The following is a 15,176-nucleotide window of genomic DNA, read 5'->3' as shown; positions in this document are numbered from 1 at the left end:
TCGCTCATGATTTTGGAATGTAGCAGGTAACGCCGCGTGATTTGAGCCGGGCGCAGAACGTCGCGGCGGCGGAGGCACTGGCGAACCCGGCGAGACGAAGCCGGTAGAAGGTTTCCCCGCGAATCACGCCGGGGACGACGAGCGGCTTTTCGCTGCCGAGAATGTCGGGCACGCGGGCAACCAGCGTCTGCCATGCCTGGTTCGCCTTCGCCATCGAGGTCAGCGCGGCAAGCTGCACTGCGTAGGGCCCGGTGCTTGCCGCCTGGGTCGGCGCGTACATCGGCGGCAAGGCGGGAGCAACCGTAGGGGCAGGTGGTGTTGCCACGACAGGCGGCGGCAACGGCAGGGATGCAACTTGAGAGGAGTTTCGGGGTGCCGGCGTGGCTTGCGGCGGCAGCGGACGCAACCGGCCGGGCTTGGCTTGTGCCAGCTTGGCTTGCTTGGCCTCCCGGTCGAGCTTCGCGAAATCCGGTGGTGGCGGCGTCGGTGCAAGTTGCGGCGGTCCGGATGCGGTCGTACCGGACATGATCTGCTCGTGCGCGCCGGGAACTTGCAGCCCGCCGGGATTGACCGGCGCGGTCCGCATCGGGCCTGGCGGCGGCTTGACGACCGGCGGCGGGCCGAGCCCGGTATGCACGCCGCTCCAGACCAGGGCGAGCAGGATGATCGCTATACCGAGTCCGCCCGCCACCGTCGCCATCCGTTTGGTCGCCGAATCGACGCCGCGGGACCGCAACCTCGGCGAGGCGTAGGGCGGGATGTCGATATTCGGGTCGTCCATGGCAAAAGACTCCGCTCAGCGCATTTCCTCGACCGGCGTTACTCCCATTACCGCGAGACCGGACCGGATGACCATGGCGGTTGCCGCGACCAGGGCAAGCCGCGCACGGGTTTCGGCCACCGCATCGTTACGGATGAACCGCAGATTCGCATCCTCCCGCCCTTTGTTCCACAGCGCATGGAAGTCGCCCGCGACATCATACAGGAAGAATCCGAGTCGGTGCGGTTCGCGCGCAAGCGCCGCGCCTTCCAGCAGGCGCGGCCAGGAGGCGAGCCGCCGGATCAGCGCAAGTTCCTCCGGTGCGGTCAGTGTCGAGACATCGATCTCGGCCAGGGATGCATCGCCAGTCGCGCCGAGTTCGGGCATTTCGGCGGCGGCGCGCAGCACCGAGCGGCAGCGCGCATGGGCGTATTGCACGTAAAATACCGGGTTCTCGCGGGTCTGAGCCACCGCGGCGTCGAGATCGAATTCCATCTGCGCGTCGGATTTGCGCATCAGCATGATGAAGCGCACCGCGTCTGCGCCGACCTCGTCGATCAGGTCGCGCAGCGCGATATAGGTTCCGGCGCGCTTGGACATGCGCATCGGCTGGCCGTTTTTCATGATCCGAACGATCTGGCACAGCACGATTTCCAGCGACGCCCCGGTGCCGCCGCGAAGAGCCGCCACGGCGGCCTGCATCCGCTTGATATGGCCGCCGTGGTCGGCGCCCCAGACGTCGATCAGGAGCGAAAAGCCGCGCGCGATCTTGTCCACATGATAGGCGATGTCGTTGGCGAAATAGGTGTTGGAGCCGTCGGATTTGCGCACCGGGCGATCCACGTCGTCGCCGAATTCGGTGGAGCGAAACAAGGTCTGCTCGCGCGGTTCCCAATCGTCCGGCGTCTTGCCCTTGGGCGGCTCCAGCACGCCCTCATACAGCAGGCCGCGTGTCGCCAAATCATCGAGCGCGGTTTCGATCTTGCCGGCGGCAATCAGCGCGCCCTCGCTGGTGAATACATCATGGTGAACGCCGAGGGCGGCGAGATCCTCGCGGATCAGTGTCATCATTTCAGCGACCGCGAAATCGCGGACGGTATCGAGCCAGAGTTCAGCTTCAGCCACGGTGAGGCCGGGACCAGCGAGGGCAGCGCCGTGGCGTTCGGCGAGCGTGTTGCCGAGCGGCGCCAGATATGCGCCACCATATTGCAATCCGGTCGGGGTTGCGGCGGCAAATTCGACTTCGGTGAGCGTGGTCCCGAGCGCCTGAAGGTAGCGCCAATAGACCGACCAGGCGAGCGCGATCACCTGTGCGCCCGAGTCGTTCATGTAGAACTCGCGGGTTACCTCGTAACCGACCTTGGCGAGCAGATTGGCGAGCGCATCGCCGACCACCGTGCCGCGGGTATGGCCGACATGGATCGGGCCGGTGGGGTTGGCCGAGACATATTCGATATTGACCCGCTTGCCCCGGCCGATCCGGCTTGCGCCATAGGCTTCGCCCGCACGCAGGATCGCGGGAAGCTGCGCATGCCAGACGGTATGATCGAGCGTGACATTGACGAAGCCGGGGCCGGCCGGTTCGGCGCTGGCGATTTCCTCTCTCGCGGCGAGCTTCACGGCAAGACCAGCAGCAATTTCGCGCGGTGGGAGTCCCAGCGGCCTGGCCGCGATCAGTGCCGCGTTGGTCGCTGCGTCACCATGCGCCGGATCGCGCGCGAGGGTGATTTCGATGCGCGAAAGCGCGTCCTCCGGCAATCCGGGATGCAGTGTAGCGAGTTCCGTGAGCACGATACCGCGCAACTCGGCGAACAGGTTTTCGGACATTTTTATACCTTCAGGCGGCGGAATGCGGATCGGTCAGGCGGCGATGTTCGTCGAGCGCGAAACGGTCGGTCATGCCTGCAATATAGTCGCGCACCGCCTCGGCGGCGGCTTCGCTGTTCGGCGATCCAGCCCGGTCGCGCCAGTCGTCGCGCAGCAAATCTGGGCGGGCGAGGAACAGATTCGCCATCTCGCGCACGACGGCCTCGACTTTGTGGGTCATGCGGTTGACTCGCCAGTGACGGTACATCCGGGCATACAGGAATTCGCGGATCGCGTGGTTTGCGGCGGCAAGATCGGCCGAAAAGCCGATCACGGGACCGTCGGTGTTCCTGATCGCATCGGATGATTCTGGTGCCAGAACATCAAGCCGCGCGCGGCTCTCGGCGAGCGCGCCGGTGACGAAGACGCCGATCGTCTGACGCACCGTCTGGGCGCGGATGCGCCGAGGATCGGCGGTCAGGCCGCGTGCTTCGGCAAGAGCGACGCCGACTACCGGCAGATGCGCAAGATCGTCCAGACCGAACAGCCCGGCGCGCAAGCCATCGTCGATATCATGGGCGTGATACGCGATATCGTCCGCGAGGGCCGCTACCTGCGCCTCGGCCGAAGCCTGGCGCGCGAGGTCGAGCGGAAAATCACGGTCGAAGCGGGCGATATAGTCGGGCGGGTCGAATACCGGGCCGTTATGCTTGGCGATACCCTCCAGGGTTTCCCAGGTGAGGTTCAGGCCGTCGAAACCGGCATAGCGGTGTTCCAGGAAGGTCACGCTGCGCAGACTCTGTGCGTTGTGGTCAAACCCGCCATGCGCATCGAGGGCCGCATTCAGCCCTGCTTCCCCGGCATGGCCGAATGGCGGATGGCCGAGATCATGCGCAAGGGCCAGGGCCTCGGTCAGATCCTCGTCGAGCCCGAGGCTGCGGGCGATGCTGCGCGCGATCTGTGCGACCTCCAGGCTGTGGGTCAGGCGCGTGCGGTAGAAATCGCCCTCATGGATCACGAAAACCTGGGTCTTATACTGCAGCTTGCGGAAGGCATTGCTGTGCAGCACGCGGTCGCGGTCGCGCTGGAACGGCGACCGCGTATTGCTGTCCGGTTCCAGGTGCTGACGGCCGCGCGAGGCGCCGGCGCACACGGCATAGGGGGCGAGCGACATGTGCCCGGCTTACAGGAGGCTGGCGCCGTCTCCAAGCCATGCCTCGCATCGAAAGGGGTTCTGATTCGGCGCGATCGGGACTATATAGGGGCCATGAGCGACACGATGGATCGGTTTCGGATCAGTGACGGCGCGGCACGGCAGATTGCCGCCATTCTGGCGGCCGAGCCACCCGGCTCTGCCCTGCGAGTCGAGGTGCTGGCCGGCGGCTGTAACGGATTTCAGTATAAATTCGATCTGACGCGGCAGATCGCCGAGGACGACATCATTATCGAACGTGATGGGACACGGGTTGCGATCGATCCGGCGAGCCTCGACCTGCTCGAGGGGGCGGAACTCGATTACAAGGACACGCTGATGGGCGCATATTTCGCTGTGGGTAATCCCAATGCGAAAACATCCTGCGGCTGCGGCACGTCGTTTTCGGTTGATTAAGCTCGCTACCTGGAACGTCAATTCGGTTCGCATCCGCGCCGGCCTGGTCGCGGATTTTCTTGCGCGCGAACAACCTGATCTTCTGCTCATGCAGGAGATCAAGTGCGAGGATGGGCAATTTCCAGGCGAACCATTCAAGGATTTAGGCTATCACGCCGCGATCGTCGGGCAGAAATCCTATAACGGGGTCGCCGTTCTCTCGCGCGAACCGGTCGAGGTGCGGCACCGTGCCCTGCCCGACCAGGAACATGACGGCCACGCCCGCTACATCGAAGTTTCGTTCCGTGACCTCACCATCGGCAATCTCTATCTGCCGAACGGCAATTCTGGCGGCGACGACGGCTATCGCGCGAAAATTTCCTGGATGGAAAATCTGCGCCGACACGCGGCGGCCATGCTGGATGCGGAGCAGGATTTCATTCTCGCGGGCGATTACAATGTCTGCCCGACCGACGCCGATTTTGCCAAAGGCGCACTGGGCGCGGACGATGCGCTGGTGCGCCCCGAAACTCGCGCCGCGTTCAACGCCCTGATCTGGCTTGGCCTGACCGATGCGGTGCGCGCGCTGCACCCGAATGATCCGCTCTATACGTTCTGGGATTATCAGGCTGGCGCATGGCAGCGTGATCGTGGCTTGCGTATCGACCATGCCTTGCTTTCGCCGCGTGTGGCGGAGCGTCTTGTAGCCGTCGATATCGCGCGGGCGGAGCGCGACAAGCCGCAGCCCTCGGACCACGTGCCGGTCGTCGTTTCGATCATGGATTAACCGAGGCTGCGCGCCACCGCCTCTGCCGCGCGAATCCCGTCGACCCCTGCCGACAGGATGCCGCCGGCATAGCCCGCGCCCTCGCCCGCCGGAAACAGGCCTCGCGTATTCAGGCTCTGACCATCCCTGTCGCGCGTGATGCGAATCGGCGCGGAAGTGCGGGTTTCCACGCCGGTCAGCACCGCATCTTCCCGGTCGAACCCCGGAATTCTTTTACCGAAGGCAGGCAGTGCCTCGCGGATCGCCGCGATCGCGTAATCCGGCAGGCATGGCGCGAGATCGGTCAGCGTCACGCCGGGCTTGTAAGACGGGATGACCGCGCCGAATGCGGTTGAGGCGCGGCCCACCACAAAATCACCCACCAACTGTCCCGGCGCGCGGTAGTCCCCGCCGCCCGCGACGAACGCCCGGCTTTCGAGATCGCGCTGCAGATCGATGCCGGCGAGCACATCTCCGGGGTAATCTGCCGGTTCGATGCCGACCACGATCCCCGCATTCGCGTTGCGCTCGTTGCGCGAATACTGGCTCATGCCGTTGGTCACGACCCGACCCGGCTCGGAGGTCGCGGCAACGACGGTGCCGCCGGGGCACATGCAGAAACTATAGACGCTCCTCCCGTTGGCGGCATGATGCACCAGCTTGTAGTCGGCAGCACCCAGGATCGGGTTGCCTGCGAAACCGCCATAGCGGGCGCGATCGATCAGCGATTGCGGGTGCTCAATGCGAAATCCAACCGAAAACGGTTTTTTTTCGATGTGCACGCCGCGATCCTTCAGCATCGCGAATGTGTCGCGCGCGGAATGGCCGACCGCGAGCACTACATGATCGGCTTCGATCGTCTCGCCGTTCTCAAGCACCACCCCGCGCACCCTTCGAGCACCGCCGGCGATTCCGATGTCGAGATCGGTCACCCTGGTGCCGAACCGGTATTCGCCGCCCAGACGCTCGATCGTCGCGCGCATCGCCTCGACCATGCCGACCAGCCGGAACGTGCCGATATGGGGATGCGCGACATAAAGGATTTCCTTCGGCGCGCCGGCCGTAACGAATTCGGTCAGCACTTTGCGGCCAAGATGGTTCGGGTCGTTGATCTGGCTGTAGAGCTTACCGTCGGAAAACGTCCCAGCCCCGCCCTCGCCGAATTGCACGTTGGATTCGGGCTGGAGAATGCCGCGCCGCCATAGGCCCCAGGTATCCTTGGTGCGCTCGCGCACCGTCTTGCCACGCTCCAGGATGATCGGCCGCAGCCCGTATTGCACGAGAATCAGGGCCGCGAAAATGCCGCATGGCCCGGTGCCGATCACCAGCGGGCGGCGCTTCGGGGCGGTTCGCGTCGTCACGGGCTTGTAAGCCAGATCGGGTGTGCGGCAGATATGGCGGTCGGCGGCAAAACGCACGAGCAATGCGGTTTCGTCGGCCACATCCGCATCGATGGTGTAGATAAGCATGATCGCGGATTTGCGTCGCGCATCGACAGCCCGGCGGAACACGGTGAAGCCGCGCAGCACGGACGCCTCGACTCCGAGTTTGGCGAGGATTGCGCCGTGCAGCGCATTGCCCGCATGGTCGAGAGGCAGCCTGATTTCGGTCAAACGCAGCATGATGCAGGCTCATAACGCGACTGATCGCGGATTGCCATGCCGGCACCGATTGGCCACAACGTGCCGATGGCTCCCCCTTTGCTGCTGCTGCAGGATATCGGGCTCTCGTTCGGCGCCTCGCCTCTGCTCGATGGCGCGACGATCGGCGTGGGTGCCGGCGAGCGCATCTGCCTGGTCGGCCGCAATGGCTGCGGCAAATCGACGCTGCTGCGCATCGCCGCGGGAATGGTTGTCGCCGATCGCGGCACCCGCTTCCTCCAACCAGGGGCAACCCTGCGCTATCTGCCGCAGGAACCGGATTTGTCGGGGTTTGCCACCGTGCTCGATTATGTACTGGACGGCCTGGATGCCGAATCGGATGCGCATCGCGCGCGCGGCCTGCTCGACCAGCTTGGGTTGACCGGGGCTGAAGCGACCGAGCGCCTCTCCGGCGGCGAGGCGCGGCGCGCCGCGATTGTGCGAGTGCTGGCGCCGGCGCCCGATGTGCTTCTGCTCGACGAGCCGACCAACCATCTCGATCTGCCTGCGATCGAATGGCTCGAAGCCGAATTGCGCGGCTCGCGCGCGGGTATCGTGTTGATCAGCCATGACCGGCGGCTGCTGGAGCGGGTGTCGCGCAGCATTGTCTGGCTCGACCGTGGCCGGACCAGCCGGATCGATCGCGGGTTTTCGCATTTCGAGGCGTGGCGCGACGAGGTGTTCGAACAGGAAGCGCGCGATGCGCAGAAGCTCAGCCGCGAGATCGCGCGCGAAGAGGATTGGATGCGCTATGGCGTGACCGCGCGGCGCAAGCGCAATGTCCGCCGCGTTGCCGAACTCACCACGCTGCGCGAACGCAAACGGGAAGAGCAACGCGACTCCCGCGATTTGCGGGTGACCGCGAGTGCTGCGTCATTGTCCGGCAAAATCGTGACGGACGCTAAGTCGATCAGCAAATCTTTCGGAGACCAGGCTATTATTCGTGATCTGACGTTGCGGGTGCTGCGCGGCGACCGGCTCGGGATCGTCGGGCCCAACGGTGCCGGCAAGACCACTCTGCTCAGACTGCTTACCGGCATCGACATGCCGGACCAGGGCACCATCACGCTCGGCACCAATCTCTCGATTGCGACACTCGATCAGCAGCGCGCGGCCCTCGATCCCGCCAGCACGCTTGCCGAAACGCTCACCGGCGGGCGCGGCGACATGGTCGAGGTTGGTGGCACGTTCCGCCATGTCATTGGCTATATGAAGGATTTTCAGTTCCGCCCCGATCAGGCGCGCACGCCGGTCGGCTCGCTTTCCGGTGGCGAGCGCGGGCGGTTGCTGCTCGCGGCGATCCTGGCCAAACCGTCCAATCTGTTGATTCTCGATGAGCCGACCAACGATCTCGACATCGAAACCCTCGATATCCTGCAGGACATGCTTGGCGATTATTCAGGCACCATCCTGCTGGTCAGTCATGATCGCGATTTTCTCGACCGGATTGCGACATCCACACTCGCCGCCGAGGGCGATGGGCGCTGGGTGGAGTATGCTGGCGGCTACACTGACATGCTGGCCCAGCGCGGCGAAATGGGTGATGTTTCGGGGCAGGCGCGCAAATCCGCCGCAACGAGCCCGAAGCGCCAGGTCGAACGCGCCGCGTTTTCCTTCAGGGATCGGCACCGGTTGAAGACGCTGGATGCCGAGATCGCCAAATTGCATGCGGAGATCGCAAGCCTCGAAGCGATCCTCGCCGATCCTGATTTGTTCAAGATCAACCCACGAAAATTCGAAACCACATCAGGAAAATTGTCTGATTTACAAGATTGCCTTACTGCCGCCGAAACTGAATGGCTCGATCTCGAACTCAAACGCGAGGCCGCCGAAACCTGATCAGACGTCTTGCGTGTCGCGATCTTTCCGCACCGTCGGCGAAAACCACATCGTGACGCTGCGCGCAATCACCAGAACGATCACCACAATGCAAAGTGCCACCAGATCGCGCGACGAAAATTTCTGAGCGTAGAGCTTGATCAGAATCTCGCGGAGTGAAAATACGATGGTCACGTCGAGCAGCGTCGATAGCCTGATCCGCCGTGTCCGAGCGTAATCCATGAACGTGTTGAACAATTCAATGAGGATCACGACATCGAGGATGCGTTCGACCAGGACGCGAAGTTCCAACGCGTCTCGCCCGGCAGGCTGTATCATCAGGATCATGTGAACAGTGCTGATAACCGCCTCGACGAACGCATAACCCAGCGCGATCAACATCAGCGGAATGACCCCGATAATGACCGCATCGACCGCCATGTCGTAGAAGCGGAAGGTCAGCCCGCGCCAGCGATAATGCGGACGTGGCGCGCGGCTCGCCTCGGGATCAAAATTAGAGACCATTCATCCAGCAACCAATTTGCCGTCGCGCAACATGACCACGCGGTCCAGGCGCGCGGCGAGATCCGGGTTGTGAGTCGCGATCAGCGCTGCGACACCCTCGCCACGCACCATCCGCAGAAGCTCATCGAACACGATGTCTGCCGTGGCGACATCCAGATTGCCCGTGGGTTCGTCGGCGAGCAGAAGTTTCGGTGCATTGGCCATGGCGCGTGCGATCGCCACGCGCTGGCGTTCGCCCCCCGAGAGCTTGCCGGGCAGATGGGTTTCGCGAGGACCGAGGCCAAAGGCGCGGAGCAGATCGCGTCCTCGCGCTTCGGCCTTTGCGCGCGGCGAACCCGCGATGAGTTGCGGCAGCACCACGTTCTCCAGTCCGGTAAACTCGGCGAGCAGATGATGCGCCTGATAGACGAATCCTATGGAATCCCGGCGTAGCCGGGTGCGTTCGGAATCAGAAAGCTTGCCGGCATCGATCCCGCCGATCCTGACCACACCATCGTCCGGGCGCTCAAGCAACCCGGCAAGGTGCAGAAGCGTCGATTTGCCCGCCCCCGACGGTGCGACGAGTGCGACGATCTCGCCCGCGTTCAGCACGAGGTCGGCGCCGCGCAGAATGTGCAGGTCGTCGCCTTCGTTGCGAAAGGTTCTAACCAGGGCTTCGAGCTTCAGAACCTCACTCATGGCGCAGCGCCTCGACCGGATCGGTGCGCGCGGCACGCCAGCTCGGATACAGCGTCGCGGCAAACGAAAGAGCGACGGCAAGCACCACCACCTCGATCACCTGGCTCCATTCCAGCTTCGCCGGCAGGGATTCGAGATAATAGACCGTGGGGTTGAACAATTGCGTGCCGGTGATCGACTGGATGAACAGGCGGATCTGGTTGATATGCACGCAGAACAGCAGGCCGAGCGTGAAACCGATCGCGGTGCCGATGACACCGACCGAAGCGCCCACCATGAAAAAAATCCGCAGGATCGAGCTCGAGGATGCTCCCATGGTGCGCAGGATCGCGATATCGGCGGTCTTGTCCTTCACCATCATGATCATCGAAGATACCACATTGAACACGGCGACGATGATGATCAGCGTAAGGATCAGGAACATCACGTTGCGCTCGACATTGACCGCCGCGAAAAATGCATTGTTGCTGTCCTGCCAATCGACGATGTTGATCGGCACGCCCGGAATCGCCGCCGGGATCGCCTGTTTGATCGCGGTGTCGCGATCCGGGTTCTTCACGAAAAGCTGAATCTGAGTCGCGGCGTTCGGCGCACGGAACAGAGTTTGCGCGGCATGAAGCGGCAGGAATACGAAACTTGAATCATACTGGGCCATGCCGGTCTGGAAGATCGCGGTGACATGGAAGCTTTCGATGCGCGGGATGGTGCCGATGATCGTGGCGTTACCCTGTGGCAGAACCAGGGTAATCGTGCCGTCGAGCGGGATGCCGAGTTGCGTGCCGACACCGGCGCCGATCGCGATGTCGTTGCCAAAAAAATTCTTGAGCGAACCTGCGATGATGTGACGGGAAACTGTGCGGAGCTTCTGCAATCCCGAAAGCTGGATGCCGCGCGCGACGCCGCCGATCGCGCCGCCATGCGGGCCGGTCATCAGCACTTCACCCTGCACGATCGGGATCGCACTGACCACGCCCGGGATTTTCCCGAGCTTGCGCGCCGTCGCGTCGTATTGCGTGATGTTGTGGCCGGCGCCGAATACCCCGATATCGCCGTTCAGTCCGAGAATTTGGCCGAGCAGTTCCTGGCGAAAGCCGTTCATCACGCTCATCACGATAATCAGCGTCGCTACACCAAGGGCGATGCCGATCAGCGAAAAGATCGCGATGATCGAGACGAAGCGCTCGCCTTTGCGCGCGCGCAGATAACGGAAGGCGACGCGGCGTTCGAAAGCTGAAAACATCAACCAAGCACCTTGGTCAGCGCATCGTCGGCGCTGAGTTCGGTGCGCTCGCCGCTGCGGCGATTCTTCACTTCGACCTGGTTATTCGCCGCTCCGCGTGGGCCGACGATAAGTTGCCAGGGATGGCCCATCAGATCGGCATCGGCAAATTTTTCACCCGCGCGTGCTGGCCGGTCATCGTAGAGCGCGGCATCGCCGAGCTTCTCATGCAGGCTTTCGCAGAGTGTGTCGGTTATGGCATCGCCCTGCCTGAGATTGAGGATGGCGGTGCGGAACGGCGCGATCGATGCGGGCCAGATGATGCCGGCGTCGTCGTGACTCGCCTCGATGATGGCGCCCGTAAGACGCGACACGCCGATACCGTAACTGCCCATTTCAGGATGAATTTTCGATCCGTCCGGTCCGACCACGGAAAAGCCCATTGCTTCGCTGTACTTGGTGCCGAAATAGAAGATCTGACCGACCTCGATTCCCCTGCCCTCGCGGCGGCTCTGTGCCGGGACATTGTTCCAGGCTTCGGTGTCGTGCTTTTCGTCGGTCGCGGCGTAGAGCGATGTCATCTGCTCGAAGAAAGCGTTGAGATCGGCTTGGTTGTCGTATGATAATGTATCGTCGCCGAGACCGATCGTCTCGAATGCGTTGTCGTAGAACACGCCGCTTTCTCCGTTGGGAGCGAGGATATGGAATTCGTGCGACAGATCGCCGCCGATCGGCCCGGTATCGGCGCGCATCGGGATCGCTCGGACGCCAAGGCGGCGAAAAGTACGCATATAGGCAAGCAACATACGCCGATAGCTGGCGACCGCGCCCGCGTAATCGAGATCGAAACTGTAGCCGTCCTTCATCAGGAATTCGCGACCGCGCAGCACGCCGAAACGCGGCCTGACTTCGTCGCGGAACTTCCACTGAATATGATAAAGCATCTGCGGCAGGTCGCGATATGATTGCACGCTGTCGCGCATGATCGCGGTGAGCATTTCCTCGTTGGTCGGGCCGTAAAGCATTTCCCGGTCGTGACGGTCGCGGATGCGCAGCATTTCCGGGCCGTAGGCGTCGTAGCGGCCGCTTTCGCGCCAGAGATCGGCGGCCTGGATGGTCGGCATCAGAATTTCCTGTGCTCCGGCGCGATCCTGCTCCTCGCGAACGATGTTTGCGATGTTGCGCAACACGCGCTGCCCGGCCGGCAGCCACGCATATATCCCGGCGGATTGCTGGCGGATCAGCCCTGCGCGCAGCATCAGCCGGTGCGAGACGATCTGCGCCTCGGCGGGCGTTTCCTTGAGGGTGGGAATCAGCGAGCGGGAAAGGCGCATGCGATATCCTGATCGAGTTGGTTTGTCGCTGCTCTCCTACAGCGGCACGGAGCCTTCGGCCAGAGCGGCGGCGCGGGCAGGATCGAGCCGGCGATTGAGTGCAATGCGGGACGGCTTCTCGATAACGACATGGAGAACGATCGCTAGCCCGAGTGTCAGCACCGAGAGCGCTGCGGCATAGGCGAGCGGCTCGGCGGCCGGAGCAACATGCAGGTGACGGAAGAGTTGCGAGGCGATGAGTTCGCCGGGCGCGAAACTCATATAAAAGCTGTAGGAAATTACCCCAAGCGCATGTAACGGCTTGATCTGGCCGACGGTTTCGGGCTTTTCCGCGTCACCTTGCATGCCGAATCCATAAAGCATCAACCAAAGGCCGAAGACGGTCATCGCGTCGTGGCCGGCCCAGGCGAATGCCAAGGCGATAGCCGCACCGACAGCGGCGAAACGCGCGCCGGGCAATTCGTCGGCCAGCATTGGCACCGCGATAGCAGTCGCAGCACCGGCTAGGAATTCTGGAAAAAAGCGCAATAAGGATGTACCGAATGTAAGGTTCAGCCCGCCGAAAAAAAACGAGATCAGGCACAGTACGAAGAAACAGATCGGCAAGATCGTGACCACGGCCATATCGTAGAAACGGGTCAGGCCGGCCACGATGAACGGAAACAAAAGATACCCCGCCCATTCCGTGCTGATCGACCAGGATGGATAGTTCCAGGCCCAGTGGTGAATGACGCCCCATCCCTGGATCAGCAACAAATGCTCGATCAGCGCGATCGTGCCGAATCGATCGGGTTCCCGTGGGGTGATTCCATAGGTGACGCCGCCAATGAACAACACGCCGAGCAGGAAGATGACCCCGAGATGCACGGGATAGATGCGGGCGAGCCGCTTGCCCCAGAACTGAAGAAGGCTCTGTCGGGTTAGCGCAATTCCTCGATCGACCCGCGCGAGAATGAAGCCGGAAAGCACGAAGAATCCATCGACCCCCAAATACCCTCGATCGATCACCGGCCCGAGCAGGCCAAGATACTTCGCAATCTGGATGTGGAGATTGAGGTGATAGGCAAAAACCCAAAGGGCAAACAAAGCCCGGCAGGCGGTCAAATCCGTCAGTTCGCGGGCTTTATTCATGATTTTTGGGTTATGCCCAGAAAAATGCCCGCCGGCCATAGGGCCAGCGGGCCAAGTTCAGGGAGGAAACGCCAGTCACACGGCAGAGTGAAGAACCAAACTTCACCCTAAAGCCATGATGCACCGCACCATTCATAAGGTAAAGGATAATCAGCGCATTTTAGCTACAAAAATAGCTAAAAAAACCATATTTGTCGATAATTTCATCATTAAAATACATTATTTATTCAAATGATTAATATATAAGCATTAAACTTGAATAACATGCACATCCACCAGTGGTCGTTTGCCAAACCGGCGTCCGAGTACGCGGCGTAAGGTCGCCTGGGCAGCTTCTTTCACCGCGGCACGATCGGATCGCAGACTCGCGGGCAATTCCTCGAAAGATGCGGTGAAATCGGCCTCCAATTCGCCCAGCGCCGCGTCCTGTGCCTCGAACAGGCCAGGGGCGGCGATCTGCGCGGCGCCTTTCACTCGGCCGGCTTTATCCACCGCGATACTGCCCACCACGACGCCGTTGAACATCATGCGCCGGCGCGCCGCCATCACTCCGCCCTGCATCGGCACCAGCCGCTCGCCATCCACCGCCAATCGGCCCACCGGGACGCTGTCGATCACTTCGGCCACGCCGGGGGCGAGATGCAGGACATCGCCGTCTTCCAGCAACAGCGTGCGAATTCCCTCGGCTTCCGCCAGATCGGCCTGCGCCGCCATATGCCGCCACTCGCCATGGGTCGGGATCAGGTACTTCGGCCGCACCAGCCGATACAGCCGGCGCAGTTCGTCGCGTGCCGGATGGCCGGAGACATGGACCATGTGATCGCCGTCGGTCATCACGGTCACGCCGGCTCGGACCAGATCGTCCTGCACCGTGCCGATCGCCCGCTCGTTGCCGGGGATCATGCGCGCCGAGAAAATCACCGTGTCGCCTTCGCCGAGGGCAATATTGCGATGGGTGTCCGCGGCGATCCGGGCCAGGGCCGAGCGTTTTTCGCCCTGGCTGCCGGTGGCGAGGATCAACAGATGATCGTCTGGGATGCGCCCCGCCTCATCCTCCGGCACGAAATCAGGCAAATCGCGCAAATATCCCACCTCGCGCGCGGCTTCGACATATCGCCCCAGGCTCCGCCCCACCAGTGCGACCTGCCGGCCGGCGGCCTGTGCGGCTTTCACCACCGATTCGATGCGCGCGATGTTGCTGGAAAAACAGGTGACGACCACCCTGCCCCTCAGGCCGGCGATCAGCGCGGTGAGGCTTTTGCGAACCGTGGCTTCCGAACCGGAATGCCCCTCGACTAGGGCGTTGGTGCTGTCGGAAATCATCGCCAGCACGCCTTCGTCACCCAGCGCCTGCAACGCGGCCTCATCGGTGGGCGGTCCGATCAGCGGCTCGGGGTCGAGTTTCCAGTCGCCGGTATGCAGGATCGTGCCGAGTCGTGTGGTGATTGCAAGAGCCTGCGCCTCGGGCGTCGAATGCGCCATGCGGATATAGCGCAGGCTGAATGACGCGATCTCAAACCGGCTTCCCGGTTTGATTTCGTGAATTGCCACCGTGCGCAGCAGCCCAGCCTCGTTCAGTCGATAGCGGATCAGTGCCGCGGCAAACGGCGTGGCATAGATCGGGCAGCGCAGCGCATCCCAGATCCGCGCAATGCCGCCGATATGATCCTCATGCGCATGGGTGATCACCAAGCCGCTCAGCCGGTCGCGTTCGGCGGCGAGCCAGGTCGGATCGGGCACCAGCAACTCGGCTTCAGGCGCTTCCGGTCCCGCGAAACCCATACCGCAATCGACCGCGAGCAAAGTGCCGTCGATGCCATAGACGTTGAGATTCATCCCGATTTCGCCGGTGCCGCCGAGCGGCGCGAAAAACAGCCCCTCCATCGTCTGGTTCATCCGTATCGTGCTTTC

Annotated in this window: 13 protein-coding genes; 3 read left to right on the top strand and 10 right to left on the bottom strand. The window is 62.6% G+C overall.

Features of this window, described 5'->3' with window-relative positions; translation table 11 throughout:
• Positions 1-4: 4 nt before the first annotated feature.
• From AiwAL_RS10265 to AiwAL_RS10255, 3 genes are read right to left on the bottom strand one after another with little or no spacing between them, the layout of a single operon-like run.
• Positions 5-781 carry an SPOR domain-containing protein gene (locus AiwAL_RS10265; RefSeq protein ID WP_262312648.1) on the bottom strand — a complete coding sequence of 259 codons (777 nt, stop codon included), beginning with the start codon at positions 779-781 and terminating at the stop codon, positions 5-7.
• A gap of 15 nt (positions 782-796) precedes the next feature.
• Complete coding sequence (argS, locus tag AiwAL_RS10260) at positions 797-2,587, bottom strand: arginine--tRNA ligase (RefSeq protein WP_235704303.1); 1,791 nt, start codon at positions 2,585-2,587, stop codon at positions 797-799.
• Positions 2,588-2,597: 10 nt separating this feature from the next.
• Complete coding sequence (locus tag AiwAL_RS10255) at positions 2,598-3,740, bottom strand: deoxyguanosinetriphosphate triphosphohydrolase (protein WP_235704302.1); 1,143 nt, start codon at positions 3,738-3,740, stop codon at positions 2,598-2,600.
• Positions 3,741-3,833: 93 nt separating this feature from the next.
• Between AiwAL_RS10255 and AiwAL_RS10250 the strand changes: the two genes are divergently transcribed.
• Together AiwAL_RS10250 and AiwAL_RS10245 are read left to right on the top strand one after the other, a co-directional pair.
• Entirely contained in the window at positions 3,834-4,175 is a 342-nt protein-coding gene (locus tag AiwAL_RS10250; RefSeq protein WP_235704301.1) for an iron-sulfur cluster assembly accessory protein, read from the top strand.
• On the top strand, positions 4,171-4,941 hold the full coding sequence (locus AiwAL_RS10245) for an exodeoxyribonuclease III (RefSeq protein ID WP_235704334.1): 771 nt from the start codon (positions 4,171-4,173) through the stop codon (positions 4,939-4,941). The genes AiwAL_RS10250 and AiwAL_RS10245 overlap by 5 nt, the downstream gene beginning before the upstream one ends.
• Here the strand turns inward: AiwAL_RS10245 and AiwAL_RS10240 are convergent.
• Positions 4,938-6,542 (bottom strand): NAD(P)/FAD-dependent oxidoreductase, encoded by a 1,605-nt coding sequence (locus AiwAL_RS10240; protein ID WP_235704300.1) that lies wholly within the window; start codon positions 6,540-6,542, stop codon positions 4,938-4,940. The genes AiwAL_RS10245 and AiwAL_RS10240 overlap by 4 nt on opposite strands.
• A 66-nt stretch (positions 6,543-6,608) precedes the next feature.
• On the opposite strand from AiwAL_RS10240, the gene AiwAL_RS10235 reads away from it, so the two are divergent.
• Positions 6,609-8,399: an ABC-F family ATP-binding cassette domain-containing protein gene (locus AiwAL_RS10235; RefSeq protein ID WP_235704333.1), complete on the top strand. Its 1,791-nt coding sequence runs from the start codon at positions 6,609-6,611 to the stop codon at positions 8,397-8,399.
• On the opposite strand, the gene AiwAL_RS10230 is transcribed toward AiwAL_RS10235, so the two are convergent.
• The 6 genes from AiwAL_RS10230 to AiwAL_RS10205 all read right to left on the bottom strand — a co-directional run bounded on the left by AiwAL_RS10230 (position 8,400) and on the right by AiwAL_RS10205 (position 15,161).
• On the bottom strand, positions 8,400-8,903 hold the full coding sequence (locus tag AiwAL_RS10230; protein ID WP_235704299.1) for a phosphate-starvation-inducible PsiE family protein: 504 nt from the start codon (positions 8,901-8,903) through the stop codon (positions 8,400-8,402). It abuts the gene before it with no gap.
• Positions 8,904-9,581: an ABC transporter ATP-binding protein gene (locus tag AiwAL_RS10225; RefSeq protein ID WP_235704298.1), complete on the bottom strand. Its 678-nt coding sequence runs from the start codon at positions 9,579-9,581 to the stop codon at positions 8,904-8,906. It lies immediately after the preceding gene.
• The gene (locus tag AiwAL_RS10220) at positions 9,574-10,821 is read right to left on the bottom strand and encodes a lipoprotein-releasing ABC transporter permease subunit (protein ID WP_235704297.1); all 1,248 of its coding nucleotides are present in this window, start codon (positions 10,819-10,821) and stop codon (positions 9,574-9,576) included. The genes AiwAL_RS10225 and AiwAL_RS10220 overlap by 8 nt, the downstream gene beginning before the upstream one ends.
• The gene (proS, locus tag AiwAL_RS10215; protein WP_235704296.1) at positions 10,821-12,134 is read right to left on the bottom strand and encodes a proline--tRNA ligase; all 1,314 of its coding nucleotides are present in this window, start codon (positions 12,132-12,134) and stop codon (positions 10,821-10,823) included. The genes AiwAL_RS10220 and proS overlap by 1 nt, the downstream gene beginning before the upstream one ends.
• Positions 12,135-12,170: 36 nt before the next feature.
• Positions 12,171-13,265: an acyltransferase gene (locus tag AiwAL_RS10210; protein WP_235704295.1), complete on the bottom strand. Its 1,095-nt coding sequence runs from the start codon at positions 13,263-13,265 to the stop codon at positions 12,171-12,173.
• 249 nt (positions 13,266-13,514) lie between these two features.
• Positions 13,515-15,161 carry a ribonuclease J gene (locus AiwAL_RS10205; RefSeq protein ID WP_235704294.1) on the bottom strand — a complete coding sequence of 549 codons (1,647 nt, stop codon included), beginning with the start codon at positions 15,159-15,161 and terminating at the stop codon, positions 13,515-13,517.
• Positions 15,162-15,176: the final 15 nt, after the last annotated feature.

Origin of the sequence: Acidiphilium sp. AL (assembly GCF_025499445.1) — a bacterium.
Lineage (GTDB): Bacteria > Pseudomonadota > Alphaproteobacteria > Acetobacterales > Acetobacteraceae > Acidiphilium > Acidiphilium iwatense.
The sequence above is the reverse complement of the archived record's forward strand: the minus strand, read 5'-3'. Positions and strand labels throughout refer to the sequence as shown.